Genomic DNA, 17,510 nt, shown 5'->3' with positions numbered 1-17,510 from the left:
TGATGCATATCACGCACACCACGCGCGCCTTGCTGCGACCGAACCCATCCCGTTCGCCGTCGCAGCGCACGCGCGCCGCCGCGCTACCACGGGCGCGCTTTTTCCTGTCCGTTGGCGCGCATGTTCGCCATATACGCCTTGCGGTCTTCGGTCACCCGTTGCGCCGCGGGGCGCGCATTGACCGTATTCACATAGCTTTTCCAGTCGACACCCGCATCGAGCAGGAAGTCATGCCCGTAAACCTGCTGCGTTGCAAGTCCGACGAGTGGCAGATGGTTGAAGCCGCTGAAATCGGCGACACTGAACGTCTCACCAAGCAGATACGGACCGAAGCTCGCGAGTCGCGTGAAACCGCGAATGTGGTGCGTCAACAGCTTTTCGACGCGCCCTTTCGTCGCGTCGGTCACGGTGCCGCCGAAGAACGCCTGCTTGTAGAGGTTGCGTGCGGTCAGTTCGAGATGCGTGTCGACATACTCGATCATTTCGCGCTCCTTGGCGGCTCGCCACAGGTCGCGCGAAAAAATCGCCTTGTCTGGGTAACACGCGGCGAGATACTCGAGAATCGCCTGCGATTCGCTCAGCGCGCCGTGTTCGGTCACGAGGAACGGTACCTTGCCGAGCGGCGAGTGCGCGAGCAGCGCGTCATGCTGGCCGGGCAGCACGACCACGTCGTCGAACGGTATCTGATGCTCGAGCAGCGCGAACTTGATCTTGTTGTAATAGTTGGACAACGCAAAACCGTGCAGTCTGATCATCCGATGTCTCCTTCGGATCCTGCGTGGGAAAGAACTGCCTCGTAGTCGATCCGCGTCGACGAAGAGGAACCAGCAAGCGGTGCGCCGGTTCGCTATCGCCTCCGGCTGACTCTAGCCTCCGGCTGACTCTAGCCTCCGGCTGATTCTAGCCTCGGGCTGATTCCAGCCTGCACGGTCGTGCTATTTTAAGACAATGTATGGAGCCGAGACAAATCATGCCTTTCGACACCTCTGGCCAGCTTCACATCGAAACCATCGGCATCATCGGCAGCGGTGCGATGGGCCGCGGTATCGCGCAGATCGCCGCGCTTGCCGGGCTCAAGGTGCGCCTGTTCGATAGCAATGCCGCTGCGGTCGGGGCCGCGCGCGATTACCTTGCAGAAACCTTCGCGAAACTCATCGCCAAAGGCAAGCTCGACGAGTTCCGCGCGCGTGCCGCGCTGTCGGCCGTCAGCGGCGCGCAAGCGCTCGCGGAATTCGCGGATTGCGATCTGGTGGTCGAAGCGATCGTCGAACAGCTCGACGCAAAACGCGCACTGTTTCGCGAGCTGGAGACGATCGTCAGCAGCCGCTGCGTGCTTGCGTCTAACACATCGTCGCTGTCGATCACGGCAATCGCGGCGGGCTGTGCCGATCCGGCGCGAGTGGCCGGCTTTCACTTCTTCAATCCGGTGCCGCTGATGAAGGTGGTCGAAGTGATCGACGGCTTGCGCAGCGACCCCGCGGCCGGTGACGCGCTGATGGACCTTGCACGCCGCATCGGCCATACGCCGGTGCGTGCGAAGGACATGCCGGGCTTTATCGTCAACCATGCGGGGCGCGGCATGAACACCGAGGGTCTGCGCATTGTCGACGAAGGCGTCGCGCGCTTCGTCGATATCGATCGCATCATGCGCGAGCAGGCGGGCTTCCGGCTCGGGCCGTTCGAACTGCTCGACCTGACTGCGCTCGACGTGTCGCATCCGGTGATGGAGTCGATCTATCACCAGTTCTACGAGGAGCCGCGCTTCACGCCGTCGCCGATCACTGCAACCCGGCTCGCGGGCGGCCTGATCGGCCGTAAGACGGGCGAAGGGTTCTACCGTTACGAGGACGGCAAGCAGCAGCTGCCTGCCGAAGCGCCGGCGCCTTCCGCGCTGCCGCAGCGTGTGTGGATCAGCCGCCGTCATCCGCAGGCCTACGAGGCCCTGGCGGAACTTGTCGCCAAAGCGGGCGTGCCGCTCGACAGCGTCGCCACGGCCGCCTCCGACGCACTGCTGATCGTCACGCCGTTCGGGCTCGACGCGACCAGTGCGGCCGTCGACGAACATCTCGATGCCACGCGCGTCGTAGCTGTCGACGCGCTATTCCCATTGATCGCCGCGCAACGCCGCACGCTGATGACCACGCCGGCCACCACACGCGCCGCGCGCGACGCCGCCCACGCGCTATTCGCCGCCGATGGCGTGCCGGTCACGGTGATCCGCGATTCGGCTGGCTTTGTCGCGCAGCGCGTGGTGGCGACCATCGTCAATATCGGCTGCGATATCGCGCAGCGGCAGATCGCAACGCCAGGCGACATCGATCTGGCCGTCACGCTCGGCCTCGGTTATCCGCGCGGCCCGCTCGCACTCGGCGACGCGCTCGGCGCGCAAACGATCCTGACGATCCTGCGCAACATGTCGACGCTGCTTGGCGACCCGCGCTACCGCCCGTCGCCGTGGCTCACGCGGCGCGCGCAACTCGGGCTTGCGCTGACGCAACCGGACGCCGCCGACATCGCCGATATCGCCCATGCAGCTACGGCAGCAGATCCATCCGAACCCGCTCTGCCCCACGCCGGGCCCCTGGAGAACTCGCAATGACCGCTGAACTGCTCGCTGCCCGCCCCGCCGAAAGCGAATCGACGCTGCTGCTCACGCTGTCGAATCCGGGCACGCGCAACGCGCTGCACCCCGATATGTACGCAGCTGGCATCGAAGCACTCGAAACCGCCGAGCGCGACGCGTCGGTGCGCGCGATCGTCATCACCGGCGCAGACCAGTTCTTCTGCGCCGGCGGCAATCTGAACCGTCTGCTCGAAAACCGCGCAAAAGACCCGTCGGTACAAGCCGCCAGCATCGACCTGCTCGGCGAATGGATCGCCACGCTGCAGGCGTCGTCCAAGCCGGTGATCGCCGCAGTCGAAGGCGCGGCGGCGGGCGCGGGCTTTTCGCTGGCGCTCGCGTGCGATCTGATCGTCGCCGCGCAAGACGCGAAGTTCGTGATGTCGTATGCGCGCGTCGGCCTTACACCGGACGGCGGCGGCTCGTGGTTCCTCGCACGCGCGCTGCCGCGCCAGCTCGCCACCGAAGTGCTGCTCGAAGGCAAGCCGATCGGCGCCGAGCGTCTGCACACGCTTGGCGTAGTAAACCGCCTCGCCAGGCCCGGCGCGGTACGCGACACCGCACTGGCATGGGCCGACGAACTCGGCAAGCTGTCGCCGGCCGCGAGCGCGCGCATCAAGACGTTGATCGGCGCGGCCGGCACGCAGCCGCTGTCCGATCACCTGAGCGCGGAACGCGACAGCTTCGTCGCGTCGCTGCATCAAGGCGACGCGGTCGAAGGCATCCATGCGTTCCTCGAGAAACGCCCCCCGAACTACAAGTGAAGTTGCCGACGATGCTCAACTATCCATTACCCAAGCGCCGCCGCATCTATCTGATGCGCCATGGCGACGTCACCTATTTCGACGATTCGGGTCACTCGATCGACCCGGACACCGTGCCGCTCAATGCGAACGGCCGCGAGCAGGCGAGCGCCGCGGGCCACACGTTCGCGGCGCAGCAGATCCGCTTCGACCGCGTGATCGTAAGCGGCATGCCGCGCACGATCGAAACCGCACAGCGCGTGCTGGCCGAAACCGGTCAGCACATCGACGTCGAAATCGAGCCTGCGTGGCGCGAGATTCGCGGCGGCAAGCTCGGCAGCATTCCCGATACCGATATCGAAGCCGCATTTCTCGGTGTGTTCGACGGCATCGTGCCCGAGGACATGCGCTTTCTTGGCGGCGAGACGATTGGTGAACTGTTCGACCGCGTGCTGCCCGCGCTCGCCGCGCTGCGTGCCGATCCGACATGGGACTGCGTCTTGCTGGTACTGCACGGCGGCGTGAACCGCGCGCTGCTGTCGCATGCGCTGTCGGCGGGCGGCCGGACTTTCTTCGGGCATCTGGCGCAGGCGACCGGCTGCATCAACGCACTCGACGTCGGCGCGGCGCCGCGCGACTGGGTGCTGCGCCTGATCAATCACTCGCCGAGCTCGCCGCTGCATCGCGATGTGCGCAATACGACGATGGAAATGCTCTACGCGCAATATATCCAGTACAAGCGCAGCTAGCCGACACAAGCGGTACCCCTGCAAGGAGGAGACAATGCCGCAAACCAGAACTGAAGCGCACGCCAGCGCCGCGGCGCAAACCGCGGCTCATACCGACTACTCCGCCTTCATCGGCACGCGCCCCGTCAGCGACCGGCAGCGCGTCGACGTCGACGCGCTCACCGCCTGGCTGGCCGCGCACATCGACGCCTTCGCCGGCCCGCTCACCCTCGAACAGTTTGCCGGCGGCCAGTCGAACCCCACCTTCAAGCTAAACACCCCATCGCGCGCCTACGTGATGCGCACAAAGCCCGGCCCCGCCGCGAAGCTACTGCCATCCGCGCACGCGATCGAACGCGAGTACCGCGTGATGCATGCACTCGGTAGCACCGACGTACCGGTCGCCCGCATGCTCGCGCTATGCGAGGACGAAAGCGTAATCGGCCGCGCGTTCTACGTAATGGAGTTCGTCGAGGGCCGCGTACTGTGGGATCCGTCGCTACCCGGCATGACAACCGGCCAGCGCGCCGCCATCTACGACGAAACAAACCGCGTGATCGCCGCCTTGCACACCGTCGAGCCGGCCGCCGTCGGTCTCGCGGACTACGGCAAGCCCGGCAATTACTTCGCGCGGCAGATCGGCCGCTGGAGCAAACAATACCTGGCGTCCGAAACCGAGCCGATCGACGCGATGCAGCGCCTGATCGACTGGTTGCCGCAGCATATGCCGAACCAACCGGGCGAACGCGTGTCGATCGTGCATGGCGACTTCCGGCTCGACAACCTGATCTTCGATGCGCACGAACCGCGCGTACTGGCGGTACTCGATTGGGAACTGTCGACGCTCGGCGACCCGCTCGCCGACTTCGCCTATCACTGCATGGCATGGCACGTCGACCCCGCGCAGTTTCGCGGCATCGCCGGGCTCGACTGGGCCGCGCTCGGCATTCCCGACGAGGCGCAGTACGTCGCACGCTACTGCGCGCGCACCGGCTTTGAAATCCGCGGCGACTGGAATTTCTACCTGGCGTACAACATGTTCCGCATCGCGGCGATTCTGCAGGGAATCATGAAGCGCGTGGTCGACGGCACGGCGGCCAGCGCACAGGCGCTCGACGCCGGCCGGCGCGCGCGGCCGATGGCCGAACTGGCCTGGCGTTATGCGCAAAAAGTCCGCTGACCGGTTTCGATCACATTCACGTTTCACGAGGGCACTGATGAATTTCGACTACACCCCGAAGGTTCAGGCGCTGCGCGAACGCTTGCTCGCGTTCGTCGACGAGCATATCTATCCGAACGAGCAGGCGTTCGCTGCCGAGATCGCGCGCAACCGGCAGCAAGGCAACGCGTGGGTGCCGACCGAACTGGTCGAGACGCTCAAGCAGCGGGCTCGCGACGCGGGCCTGTGGAATCTGTTCCTGCCGGATTCGCAACGCGGTGCGGGGCTGACCAATCTCGAATATGCGCCGCTATGCGAGATCATGGGCCGTGTGCCGTGGGCGCCCGAAGTGTTCAACTGCAACGCACCGGACACCGGCAACATGGAAACCATCGAACGCTACGGCAACGTCGACCACAAGCGCGAATGGCTGGAGCCGATGCTGCAGGGGCAGATCCGCTCGGCGTTTCTGATGACGGAGCCGGAAGTGGCGTCATCGGATGCGACCAACATCCAGACCCGCATCGTGCGCGACGGCGACAGCTACGTGATCGACGGCCACAAATGGTGGTCGTCGGGTGCGGGCGACCCGCGCTGCAAGCTGTTTATCGTGATGGGCAAGACCGATCCGGATGCGCCGCGCCATCAGCAGCAGTCGATGATCCTGGTGCCGGCCGACGCGACCGGCATCACCGTGCATCGGCCGCTGACCGTGTTCGGCTATGACGACGCGCCGCATGGCCATATGGAGATCACGCTCGATCGCGTGCGGGTGCCGGCGTCGAACCTGCTGCTCGGCGAAGGGCGCGGTTTCGAGATCGCGCAAGGACGTCTCGGGCCGGGCCGCATTCATCATTGCATGCGGCTGATCGGTCTGGCGGAGCGCGCGCTCGAACTGATGTGCAAGCGCGTGCTGCAGCGGGTCGCGTTCGGCAAGCCGATTGCCGCGCAGACGGTCACGCAGGAGCGCGTCGCCGAGGCGCGCTGTCTGATCGATCAGGCGCGCCTGCTGACGCTGAAGACCGCATACATGATGGACACCGTCGGCAACAAGGGCGCGCGCGGCGAGATCGCGATGATCAAGGTGGTCGCGCCGAACATGGCTTGCCAGGTGATCGACTGGGCGATCCAGGCGCACGGCGCGGCCGGCATGAGCGACGATTTCCCGCTCGCCTATGCGTACACGACGGCGCGCTGGCTGCGCTTTGCGGATGGGCCCGATGAAGTGCATCGCAATGCGATCGCGAAGCTGGAGTTTGCGAAGTATGCGGACGATGCGTCGTCTTCAAAGCCGTAAGACGGAGCGGCTCGCACGCGGCCATGCTGCGTGCGAGCACGAGATGCCGTCGACGACGGCATTGCGGTATGACGGGCTTAGCCAGTCTGCGTCGACAGGTGCCGGGTGTGCGTTCACAACACACGCCGACGCGCCCACTGCAGAACAGCGTATGGCGTGTCTTCGCGCCAACGCACTCACGCAGCTTCTCTGCCGCTCCGGCAGCAGCGTATCGCGCGCCTTCTCCGACGCGCTCGCGCGGGTTCTCAGCGTTTCCGCCAGAACCAGCAGCGCTAGAAATAGTGCCGCGTAATAAACTCCGCGATACACACCGGCCGCTCGCTCCCCTGCCGCTCCAGCGTCACTCTCCACGTCACCTGCACACCGCCTTCGTCGACTTCCGTGGCGTTCGCCACCGCAAAGGTCGCGCGCACCTGCGAGCCGACCGGCACCGGCGCGGTAAAGCGCACGCGATTCAAGCCATAGTTCACGCCGAGCCGCTGTTCAAACGATACCGTCTGCACCAGCAACGCCGGAATCAGCGACAGCGTCAGAAAGCCATGCGCGATCGGTCCGCCAAACGGCGACTCACGCCGCGCGCGTTCGGGATCGACGTGAATCCACTGATGATCGCCGGTCGCATCGGCGAAGCGATCGACGCTCGCCTGATCGATGTCGACCCATGCGCTGACGCGCGCGGGCGCGCCGACCAGCGCGCGCAACGCATCGGCGCTTGCGATCGGCATCGGCTCGGGCGGAGGTTCGGTGGGCCGATCCGGCGTCGACTCAGGTGATTGCGTCACGCCGCCTCCGGATGACGCAAACCGAAAATGTTCTTCGAGCGCACCGTGATCACCGTGTCGCCATCCTGATTGACGCCGTCCCACTGCGTCGACACGATGCCGCGGTCCGGCTTGCTGGCCGACACGCGCTTGTCGAGCACGACCAGCGTCATGCGCAGCGTGTCGCCAACGCGCACCGGCTTGATCCAGCGAATGTCGTCGATACCGGGCGAGCCCATCGACGTCGAATCTGCCAGCGCGCCGCGCACCAGCAGCGCCATCATCACCGAGCAGGTGTGCCAGCCGCTCGCGATCAGCGTGCCGAACGGCGAGGCAGCGGCCGCCGCGTCGTCGATGTGGAACGGCTGCGGATCGAACTGCTGGGCGAACGTGACGATCTGTTCGCGTGTGAACGTATGCTCGCCGACCTCGTAGCGCTTGCCGACTTCCATATCTTCGTAGCTAAAGCCCATCTCGTCTCCTTGCAGAATCCAGAGTTATTTGACCCGCGACCGCGACGTCGGCAGAACCTACGCGGCACTGCGCGCAAAGCCGGGCAGCGCCGCGAAGCGCGCCAGATGATGATCGACGTCGCCCAGCGTGGTCTCGATGATCGACAGACGCTTGAACAGATGCGCTGCCATCACTTCGTCGGTCATGCCCATGCCGCCGTGCAACTGGATCGCCTGCTGGCCGACGAAGCGCGCCGCCTGACCGATGCGCACTTTCGCCGCCGATACCGCGCGGCGCCGTGCGTCGGCGCGTGCGTCGGCGCGTGCGTCGGCGTGTGCGTCCGCGTGGGCGTCGGCCAGCTCGTCCGCTGCTTCGTCCGCATAACGCACGGCGGCGAGATAAGTCAGCGAACGCGCCTGCTCCGCGTGAATCATCATGTCGACCATCCGGTGCTGCAGCGCCTGGAAGCGCGCGATCGGCGCGCCGAACTGCTGGCGCGTCTTCGTATAGTCGACCGTCGCGTGGTTCAGCGCATCGAGTGCACCGAGCGCTTCCGCGCACAGCAGCAGCGTACCGTAATCCGCAATGCGTTCGAGCGTCGCTGCGCCCGCGTGCGCGCCACCCAGCCGCCGCGCAGGCGCCTGCGAGAACTTTAGCGTCGCGGCGCGCTGACCGTCGATGGTGCGATAGTCGCTGGTCTCCACACCAGACGCATCGTGCGCGACCACAAACAGCGCGATCTCGCCGTCCAGACGCGCGGGCACGATCCACTGCTGCGCCTGCGCACCGTGCTGCACGACTGATTTAACGCCGCTTAGCTGACAGGCACCGCCCGGCTGCGCAGTTGCAGCCGCTGTCGTTTCGACCGAGAAAATATCGTAGCGCGCGCCGGGTTCATGAAACGCCACCGCCAGCTTCAATGAACCCTGCGCAGCCTGTTCGAGCAGCGCCGCATCGTCGCCCTGCCCGCTGCCGGCGAGGCGCAGCGCCTCGATGCCGACCACCGTCGCCCAATACGGCTCGACCACCAGCGCACGGCCCAGCGCCTGCATGACGACCAGCATATCCACCGCGCCGCCGCTGAATCCGCCCTGCGCTTCCGGCACCGGCAGCGCCGTGATGCCGAGCTCGGCAAGTCCGCTCCAGTGCGCATCCGATACACCGCTTGCCGAATGGACGACCGCGCGGCGCGCGTCGAACGCGTATTGCTTGTCCAGATAACGGCGCAACGCGTCGGCCAGTTGTTGCTGTTCGTCGGTAAAAGCGAAGTTCATACGCCGCGCCTCATCAAAGCCCGAGCATCATCTGCGCGATGATGTTCTTCTGGATTTCGTTCGAGCCGCCGTAGATCGACGTCTTGCGGATATTGAAGTAATGCGCGGCGAGCGGCGCAGCCGCGTCGTCGCCCGTTACGCTGTGCGGGTGCTCGCCTTCGAGGAACGGCACATCGAACGGCGCCGCCAGCGGGCCGGCCGCTTCGAACATCAGTTCGGTCAGCGCCTGCTGGATTTCGGTGCCCTTGATCTTCAGCATCGACGCTTCCGGTCCCGGTCCGCGTCCTTGCGCTTCGCTCGCGACCACACGCAGCACGGTCACGTCGAGCGCCATCAGTTCGATTTCGAGGCTCGCGACCTTCGCGGCGAACACCGGATCGTCGAGCAACGGCTTGCCGTGCTTGCGTTGCGCCGAAGCGAACTGCTTCAGAAACGCCAGCTCGCGCTTCGAATGCGCGACGCGCGCAATGCCGGTGCGCTCGTGGCCCAGCAGATACTTCGCGTAGGTCCAGCCACGATTTTCTTCGCCGACCAGATTGGCCACCGGCACCTTCACATCGTCGAAGAACACTTCGTTGACTTCGTGATCTTCGTCGAGCGTGATGATCGGCCGCACCGTGATGCCGGGCGTCTTCATGTCGATCAGCAGGAACGAGATGCCCTCCTGCTTCTTCGCTTCGCCGTCGGTACGTACGAGACAGAACATCAGGTCCGCGTGCTGGCCGAGCGTGGTCCAGGTTTTCTGGCCGTTCACCACGTAGTGGTCGCCGACGCGTTCGGCGCGCGTGCGCAGCGACGCGAGATCCGAGCCCGCGCCCGGCTCCGAGTAGCCCTGGCACCACCAGTCGGTACCGGCAAGGATGCGCGGCAGGTAGTAGCGCTGCTGCGCCTCGTTGCCGTACTTCATCAGCACGGGAGCCACCATCGATACGCCGAACGGCAGCACGATCGGCGCACCGGCACGCGCGCACTCTTCGTCCCAGATATGCCGCTGCGTCGCGTTCCAGCCCGGGCCGCCATATTCGACCGGCCACGCGGGCGCAGACCAGCCGCGCGCGCCGATCAGCGCGTGCCAGCTCGCGTAGTCGTCGCGATTCAGACGTTTGTGTTGCAGAACCTTGTCGCGCAGCGTCGCAGGCAGATTCGCTGCGAGCCACGCGCGGATGTCGGCGCGAAATGCGTCGTCGGCGCTCGTGTAGTTCAGATCCATGCGCAGTCACTCCTCGCCGCGGCCACCCCGCCGCCGCCAGGAAACCGCCGCACGCGAGACCACGCTTGCGGCGGTCAGCGCAACTTCATTGCAGCGGCTCTTTCAGCGCAGCAGGAATCGGCAACGGCATCACGTCGATGCCTTCTTCGACAAGGGCTTTCGCATCTTCGGGCGTGGTGACACCGCGAATATTGCGAGCCGGCGCTTCGTTGTAGTGAATGCGCCGCGCTTCCTCGGCGAAGCGGTCGCCCACGTTCTCGGTCTTCTCCAGCACCTCGCGCAACGCACGCATCGCACGCGCCTGCAGCGAATCGGGGTTGGCGCTTGCGGCAGCGGAAGCGGCGGCGCCTGCAGCGCCTGCCGACGCTTCGCTCGCACCGGACAGATTCAGCCGCGGCGCCGACGGCAGGCGACTCACTTCAGTCGCGTTGCACACCGGACACGCAACCAGCTTCTTCGACAGTTGCGCTTCGAAGTCGTCGGCTGATGCGAACCAGCCTTCGAACCGGTGGCCGTGCGGGCACTGTAAATCTAGGACCTTCATGGAATCAGGGCTTGCGTAGGAGTTTAGCGCAAAACAGGTATTTGTGAACGGTCGTTCGCTTGATCGTTCGTTTGAACGTTCGCTTGATCGTTCATTACTAATCGGCGGCGTTTCAACTGCGCAATCGATTCGTCATGACATCGGATCGATGCGATGGACGGCCGCCGCCTATGCGCTTTCGATGAAAAATTCAATCGCGCTGCGCAATGGTACACCGTGCGCGTCGGACCTCGTTACGCGTCTGGTCGGGGCAACGTGATTCGTTGCGTCAGGCAATGTCGCCGCAGGTGCCGGCAAGACATGAAAAACGCGAGTGCCAGCGATGCCGCGTGGCATCGCATGACACTTCGCAGCGTATCGTCGGAGCCGCGCCTAGCGGCCCACCGGCGCGGGCAACTCCCACGCACCGGACAAGAATTTCTCGAGCCAGAACGTACCGATGATCGTCTTCACATCGCTGACCTTGCCCGTGCGTATCCATTCGGACAGTTCGGCCACATCCGCGGTGAACAGTTCGATGAATTCGCCTTCGTCGAGTTTCTGCCGGCCGGATGTCAGGCCACGCGCAAGATAGATATCGATGAACTCGGTCGAGTACGAGATGATCGGGTGGATGCGCGTCAGAAAGATGTACTCGCTCGCGGAGTAACCGGTTTCTTCTTCCAGCTCGCGTTGCGCGCAGGTCAATTCGTCTTCGTTCGGATCGAGCTTGCCGGCCGGGTATTCGATCATCACCTTGCCGGTCGCATAACGATACTGACGCTCGAGCAGCACGCGGTTGTTGTCGAGCAGCGGAATCACCATCACCGCGCCGGCGTGCACCACATATTCGCGCGTTGCCTGCTTACCGTCCGGCAAGCGCACGGTATCGCAGTTGATCTTCATGAACGGTCCCTCGTACACACGCTTGCTTTCGACCAGCGTTTCGGTGAGACCTTCGTGATGCTCGAGTTGCTGCTTCGGAATTCCAGCCATCTGCGACCTCTATGCGACGATGAAGCGCCGCGGCCGGAACCGTTAGCGCCGTTTGACGAGATATTGAAACGCGAAGCCTGGGAAGGCGAACACGACGAACAGGCTAAAGGTGATCGCGTAAAACTGCCAGCCCTGTTCGAAGCGGTTGCCGGCGCGCGCTTCGAGCATGAAGCCGAACGCTCCGACCACCAGATACAGCACGATCATTTCGCCGATCCTGAGCCACGCGCTTTTCTTGACGGCCTTCATCGGCACGACAGCGAACAGGCGCTGATTCAGGAACGGCAGGTTGGCGCCCGCGAGCGCCAACAACACGATAAACCAACCGGCCGCTGACATCTAATTAAAGCGGCAAGGTATGCGAGATCGCCTGCAGGCAGATCGTCATCAGCGGGCCTGGCACAATGCCGAGCAGCAGCACCGCAACGCCGTTCAGCGTCAGCAGCAGACGCTTGCTCGAATCGGCGACGATCGCGCTCGTATCTTGCGGCTCGTCGAAGTACATCAGCTTGACGATACGCAGGTAGTAGAACGCGCCGAACAGCGACGTGATCACCGCCAGCACCGCCAGCCACGTGAGGCCGGCGTTCATCGTCGCTTCGAGCACGGCCAGCTTCGCGTAGAAGCCGACCGTCGGCGGAATGCCGGCGAGCGAGAACATCATCACCATCATCACGAATGCGTACACCGGGTTGCGCTGGTTCAGGCCCTTGAAGTCGTCGAGCGTTTCGGCTTCGAAGTCCTTGCGGCCGAGCAGCATCACCACGCCGAACGAGCCGAGCGTCGTGATCAGGTAGACGATGCTGTAGAACATCGCCGAACCGTATGCGCTCGCGGCCGCGTTGGTCTTGCCGTCCACCACGCCGGACAGCAGGCCGAGCAGCACGAAGCCCATGTTCGAGATCGCCGAGTACGCGAGCATCCGCTTCACGTTACGCTGCACGATACCGGTGATGTTGCCGACGATCAGCGACAGCGCCGCGAGAATCACCAGCATTTCCTGCCAGTCCACGGCCAGCGGCAGCAGGCCCATCACGAGGAAGCGCAGGCCCCACGCGAATGCCGCGACCTTCGGGCCACCGCCGACGATCAGCGTCATCGCGGTCGGCGCGCCCTGGTACACGTCGGGCACCCACATATGGAACGGCACCGCACCCATCTTGAACGCGATACCCGCGACGATGAAGATCACGCCGAACAGCAGCACGACGTCGTTGATGCGGCCCGAAGCGACAGCCTTCAGCACTTCGTTCAGTTCGAGCGAACCGGTCGCGCCGTAGATCATCGAGATGCCGTACAGCAGGAAGCCCGAAGCCAGCGCGCCCAGCACGTAGTACTTCATCGCCGCTTCATTCGACTGCGCGGCGTCGCGGCGCAGCGCGATCAGCGCGTACAGCGACAGCGACATCAGTTCCAGACCGAGATACAGCGTCAGGAAGTTATTGCCCGAGATCATGATCAGCTGGCCGAGCAGCGAGAACATGCCGAGCAGGTAGAAGTCGCCGCGGAAGATGCCGCGGTCTTCCAGATACTTGCGCGAGTACAGGATCGACACCGCGTAGCCGAACGACACGACGGCCTTCATCACGCTCGCGAACGAATCGACCACGTACATCCGCGAGAAGTAGTAATGCTGCGCCGGGTCGAGCGCGAGCGCCGAGAACCAGACGCCGGCGACCACCGTCGAGATGACCGCGATCAGATACGTGACGCGGCGGCCGGCGGGACCCGCGAAGGTCTCGTTCAGCCACGCGACGACCACCGCGGCCATCAGCAGCGCGTCGGGTAGCAGAGCACTAATAGGGGCGTTTTGCATGATTTTGTGTTTCCTCCGCTCTGCTACTGGGACAGCGGCAGCTTCGACTGCGATACGTGGGTAAGGAGGTTCTCCACGGACGCGTGCATCACTGAAGAGAAAGGCTTCGGGTACAGGCCCATGAACAGCGTCAGCGCGGCAAGCACGATCAGCATGAAGAACTCACGGCCGTTGATGTCGATCAGCTTCTTCACGTGGTCGTTGGCGACCGCGCCGAAGTACACGCGCTTGTACATCCACAGCGTGTAGCCGGCACCGAGAATCAGCGTGAACGCGGCGCCGAACGCAATCCAGAAGTTGTACTGGACCGCGGCCAGAATCACCATGAACTCGCCGACAAAACCGGAAGTGCCCGGCAGGCCGCAGTTCGCCATCGAGAACAGCATCACCAGCGCGGCGAACTTTGGCATCGTGTTGACCACACCGCCGTAATCGGCGATCTGGCGCGTATGCATGCGGTCGTACAGCACGCCGATGCACAGGAACATCGCGCCCGACACGAAGCCGTGCGAGATCATCTGCACGATCGCGCCTTCCACGCCGAGCTGGTTGAAGATGAAGAAGCCGAGCGTGACGAAGCCCATGTGCGCAATCGACGAATACGCGACCAGCTTCTTCATGTCGGCCTGCACCATCGCGACGAGGCCGATATAGATCACCGCGATCAGCGACAGCGTGATCACCACCGGCGCGAGAAAGTGGCTTGCGTCCGGTGCGATCGGCAGCGAGAAGCGCAGGAAACCGTACGCGCCGAGCTTCAGCATGATCGCCGCCAGCACCACCGAGCCGCCGGTCGGCGCTTCGACGTGTGCGTCAGGCAACCACGTGTGAACCGGCCACATCGGCACCTTCACCGCGAACGCGAGGAAGAACGCGATAAACAGCAGCACCTGCGGCGTCATCGGAATCTGCGCGGCATGCCATGCGGCGAGCTCGAACGTGCCCGTCTGCGTGTACAGATAGATCAGGCCGACCAGCATCAGCAGCGAACCCATCAGCGTGTACAGGAAGAACTTGAACGCCGCGTACACGCGGTTCGCCCCGCCCCACATGCCGATGATGATGTACATCGGGATCAGCGTCGCTTCGAAGAACACGTAGAACAGCATGCCGTCAGCCGACGAGAACACGCCGACCATGATGCCCGACAGGATCAGGAATGCCGCCAGATACTGCGACACGTTCTTCTTGATCACTTCCCATGCGGCGATCACGACGATGATCGTGATCAGCGCGGTCAGCACGACAAACCACATCGAGATGCCGTCGACGCCGAGGTAATACGTGATGTTGAAGCGTTCGATCCACTTCGCGTGCTCGACGAACTGCAGCTTGGCCGTGTTCGTGTCGAAATCCGTCATCAACGGAATCGTCACGATGAAACTGAGGATCGAGCCGACCAGCGCGATCCAGCGCGCCGGAGCCGGATTGCGGTCGTTGCCCACCGCCAGCACCACGAGGCCGAACACGATCGGCATCCAGATGGCGATACTTAGAATCGGGTAGTTATACATGGTGTCTCCTCGCGTTCCTTATTTTCCGCCGAGCGTAACGAACAGCGTCAGGAGGCCCAACATCCCGATGATCATCGCAAACGCGTAGTGGTAGATATAACCGGACTGCAGGAAGCGGATCACACCGGCGAACCAGCCGATGAAGCGCGCGCTGCCGTTGACGATACCGTCGATCACCACCACGTCGCCTTCCTTCCACAGGCCGCGGCCGATCGCCACCGCACCGCGTGCGAAGACGATCTCGTTGATCTTGTCCATGTAGTACTTGTTGTCGAGCAGCGTGTAGATCGGCGAGAACGTCTGGCGGATCTTGGCCGGCAGTTCCGGACGCACGATGTACAGGAACCACGCGACGATCACACCGGCGAGCGACAGCCACACCGGCAGACCCGCGAACGAGTGGATGCCCATCTCGAACCAGCCGTGGAATTCCTCGGCCATTTCGCGCAGTGCCGGATGGTTGTCGGCGATGTAGATCACCTTGTCGAACGCGACGCCGTGCGAGAAGAAATCGCCGTACAGCATCGGGCCGATGCCGATCGCACCGATGATCACCGACGGAATCGCCAGCAGCACCAGCGGCACCCACACTACCCACGGCGTTTCGTGCGGCACGTGCTCGTGGCCATGGCCGTGATCGTCATGACCGTGGCCGTGGCCATGGTCTTCGTCATGCGCGTGTGCGGCGGCTTCCTTCGCCATCGGCGAGTCGGGGTGCTTCGGACCGCGGAAGCGCTCCTTGCCGTGGAACACGAGGAAGTACATACGGAACGAGTACAGCGCCGTGACGAACACGCTGGCGGCGACCGCGAAGTACGCGAAGCCCGAACCCGGCAGATGCGACAGCTTGGCCGCATCGATGATCGAATCTTTCGAGTAGAAGCCGGCGAAGAACGGCGTACCGATCAGCGCGAGCGAACCGATCAGCGACGTGATCCACGTGATCGGCATGTACTTCCACAGGCCGCCCATGTTGCGCATGTCCTGGTCGTGGTGCATGCCGATGATCACCGAGCCGGCGCCGAGGAACAGCAGCGCCTTGAAGAACGCGTGCGTCATCAGGTGGAACACGGCGACCGGGTAAGCCGACGCGCCGAGCGCGACCGTCATGTAACCGAGCTGCGACAGCGTCGAGTACGCGACCACGCGCTTGATGTCGTTCTGGACGATGCCGAGGAAACCCATGAACAGCGCGGTAATCGCGCCGATCACCATGATGAACGACAGCGCGGCGTCCGACAGTTCGAACAGCGGCGACATGCGCGCCACCATGAAGATGCCGGCGGTCACCATGGTTGCCGCGTGGATCAGTGCGGAAATCGGCGTCGGGCCTTCCATCGAATCCGGCAGCCACACGTGCAGCGGGAACTGCGCCGACTTACCCATCGCGCCGATGAAGAGGCAAATACACGCAACCGTCAGCAGGTTCCAGTCGGTGCCCGGGAAGGTCAGCGAAGCCAGCTCGTGGTTCTTCGAGAAGATCTCGCCGTAGTTCATCGAGCCGCCGTACGCGAGCAGCAGGCCGATACCGAGCAGGAACCCGAAGTCGCCGATGCGGTTCACGATGAACGCCTTCATGTTCGCGTAGATCGCACTCTCACGCGTGAAGTAGAAGCCGATCAGCAGGTACGACACCAGACCCACCGCTTCCCAGCCGAAGAACAGCTGCAGGAAGTTGTTGCTCATCACGAGCATCAGCATCGAGAACGTGAACAGCGAGATGTACGAGAAGAAGCGCTGGTAGCCGTCGTCTTCCGCCATGTAGCCGATCGTGTAGATGTGCACCATCAGCGACACGAAGGTCACCACGCACATCATCATCGCGGTCAGCGAATCGACGAGGAAGCCGACTTCGAACTTCAGTTTGCCGACCGTCATCCATTCGTAGATCGTCGCGTTGAAGCTCCCGCCGTTCTGCACGTCGAGAAACACCATCGCCGACAGGATGAACGAGATCGCCACCCCGAGGATCGTCACCGTATGGGCGCCTGCGCGCCCTACCGTCTTGCCGAACAGACCTGCGATCAGCGAGCCGGCGAGCGGTGCGAGAGGAACGGCCAGCAGCAGGTTTTCGTTGATTGTCGTGGACATAACCGTCTTACCTGAAATTAACCTTTGAGCTGATCCAGATCCTCGACGTTGATCGTGTCGAGGCTACGGAACAGGGTCACCAGAATCGCGAGGCCGATGGCCGCTTCGGCCGCGGCGACGGTCAGCACAAAAAACACGAAGATCTGGCCGTGCACGTCGCCCAGATAGTGCGAGAACGCGACGAAATTGGTATTGACCGCCAGCAGCATCAACTCGATCGCCATCAGGATGATGATCACGTTGCGGCGGTTCAGGAAAATGCCGACGATGCTGATCGCAAACAGGATCGCACCGAGCACGAGGTAATGGGCAAGACTCAACATGG

The 17,510-nt window shown here is 63.6% G+C and carries 17 protein-coding genes; 5 read left to right on the top strand and 12 right to left on the bottom strand.

What is annotated here, in order from left to right; genetic code table 11:
* Positions 1-83 precede the first annotated feature (83 nt).
* Positions 84-755: a glutathione S-transferase family protein gene (locus ACYVNQ_RS29815; RefSeq protein ID WP_460907679.1), complete on the bottom strand. Its 672-nt coding sequence runs from the start codon at positions 753-755 to the stop codon at positions 84-86.
* Positions 756-970: 215 nt separating this feature from the next.
* Here ACYVNQ_RS29815 and ACYVNQ_RS29810 point away from each other — a divergent pair, with 215 nt between their 5' ends.
* Genes ACYVNQ_RS29810 through ACYVNQ_RS29790 form a run of 5 tightly spaced genes read left to right on the top strand, consistent with a single transcriptional unit; the run spans position 971 to position 6,547 of the window.
* On the top strand, positions 971-2,599 hold the full coding sequence (locus ACYVNQ_RS29810) for a 3-hydroxyacyl-CoA dehydrogenase (RefSeq protein WP_460907677.1): 1,629 nt from the start codon (positions 971-973) through the stop codon (positions 2,597-2,599).
* Positions 2,596-3,384, top strand: a complete 789-nt coding sequence (locus ACYVNQ_RS29805; protein WP_460907675.1) for an oxepin-CoA hydrolase, alternative type — start codon at positions 2,596-2,598, stop codon at positions 3,382-3,384. Before ACYVNQ_RS29810 ends, ACYVNQ_RS29805 begins: the two co-directional genes overlap by 4 nt.
* An 11-nt stretch (positions 3,385-3,395) precedes the next feature.
* Positions 3,396-4,112 carry a histidine phosphatase family protein gene (locus ACYVNQ_RS29800; protein WP_460907765.1) on the top strand — a complete coding sequence of 239 codons (717 nt, stop codon included), beginning with the start codon at positions 3,396-3,398 and terminating at the stop codon, positions 4,110-4,112.
* Positions 4,113-4,146: 34 nt separating this feature from the next.
* On the top strand, positions 4,147-5,271 hold the full coding sequence (locus tag ACYVNQ_RS29795) for a phosphotransferase (RefSeq protein WP_460907673.1): 1,125 nt from the start codon (positions 4,147-4,149) through the stop codon (positions 5,269-5,271).
* 37 nt (positions 5,272-5,308) lie between these two features.
* Entirely contained in the window at positions 5,309-6,547 is a 1,239-nt protein-coding gene (locus ACYVNQ_RS29790) for an acyl-CoA dehydrogenase family protein (protein ID WP_460907671.1), read from the top strand.
* A 272-nt stretch (positions 6,548-6,819) separates the two neighbouring features.
* Here ACYVNQ_RS29790 and ACYVNQ_RS29785 read toward each other — a convergent pair whose 3' ends face one another.
* The 11 genes from ACYVNQ_RS29785 to nuoK form a co-directional block, all read right to left on the bottom strand.
* On the bottom strand, positions 6,820-7,272 hold the full coding sequence (locus ACYVNQ_RS29785) for a MaoC family dehydratase (RefSeq protein ID WP_460907763.1): 453 nt from the start codon (positions 7,270-7,272) through the stop codon (positions 6,820-6,822).
* Positions 7,273-7,325: 53 nt separating this feature from the next.
* On the bottom strand, positions 7,326-7,781 hold the full coding sequence (locus tag ACYVNQ_RS29780) for a MaoC family dehydratase (RefSeq protein ID WP_460907669.1): 456 nt from the start codon (positions 7,779-7,781) through the stop codon (positions 7,326-7,328).
* Between the two features lie 57 nt (positions 7,782-7,838).
* A complete protein-coding gene (locus tag ACYVNQ_RS29775; protein WP_460907667.1) occupies positions 7,839-9,035 on the bottom strand; it encodes an acyl-CoA dehydrogenase family protein in 1,197 nt (398 codons plus the stop codon).
* A gap of 13 nt (positions 9,036-9,048) precedes the next feature.
* Positions 9,049-10,245 carry an acyl-CoA dehydrogenase family protein gene (locus ACYVNQ_RS29770; protein WP_460907666.1) on the bottom strand — a complete coding sequence of 399 codons (1,197 nt, stop codon included), beginning with the start codon at positions 10,243-10,245 and terminating at the stop codon, positions 9,049-9,051.
* 85 nt (positions 10,246-10,330) lie between these two features.
* Positions 10,331-10,789, bottom strand: a complete 459-nt coding sequence (locus tag ACYVNQ_RS29765; RefSeq protein ID WP_460907664.1) for a DUF1178 family protein — start codon at positions 10,787-10,789, stop codon at positions 10,331-10,333.
* Positions 10,790-11,161: 372 nt separating this feature from the next.
* Positions 11,162-11,764 (bottom strand): NUDIX domain-containing protein, encoded by a 603-nt coding sequence (locus ACYVNQ_RS29760; RefSeq protein ID WP_460907662.1) that lies wholly within the window; start codon positions 11,762-11,764, stop codon positions 11,162-11,164.
* Between the two features lie 42 nt (positions 11,765-11,806).
* The gene (locus tag ACYVNQ_RS29755) at positions 11,807-12,103 is read right to left on the bottom strand and encodes a DUF2818 family protein (protein ID WP_460907660.1); all 297 of its coding nucleotides are present in this window, start codon (positions 12,101-12,103) and stop codon (positions 11,807-11,809) included.
* 4 nt (positions 12,104-12,107) lie between these two features.
* Positions 12,108-13,580 (bottom strand): NADH-quinone oxidoreductase subunit NuoN, encoded by a 1,473-nt coding sequence (gene nuoN / locus ACYVNQ_RS29750; RefSeq protein WP_460907658.1) that lies wholly within the window; start codon positions 13,578-13,580, stop codon positions 12,108-12,110.
* A gap of 23 nt (positions 13,581-13,603) precedes the next feature.
* Positions 13,604-15,094: an NADH-quinone oxidoreductase subunit M gene (locus ACYVNQ_RS29745; RefSeq protein WP_460907656.1), complete on the bottom strand. Its 1,491-nt coding sequence runs from the start codon at positions 15,092-15,094 to the stop codon at positions 13,604-13,606.
* Positions 15,095-15,112: 18 nt separating this feature from the next.
* Positions 15,113-17,185, bottom strand: coding sequence for an NADH-quinone oxidoreductase subunit L (gene nuoL, locus ACYVNQ_RS29740; protein ID WP_460907654.1), 2,073 nt, complete (start codon positions 17,183-17,185; stop codon positions 15,113-15,115).
* 17 nt (positions 17,186-17,202) lie between these two features.
* On the bottom strand, positions 17,203-17,508 hold the full coding sequence (gene nuoK, locus ACYVNQ_RS29735) for an NADH-quinone oxidoreductase subunit NuoK (RefSeq protein ID WP_007588140.1): 306 nt from the start codon (positions 17,506-17,508) through the stop codon (positions 17,203-17,205).
* Between the last annotated feature and the right edge of the window lie 2 nt (positions 17,509-17,510).

This window comes from Paraburkholderia jirisanensis (genome assembly GCF_054782355.1).
Note: the sequence above shows the minus strand (reverse complement) of the source record. Positions and strands in the feature narration are given on the sequence as shown.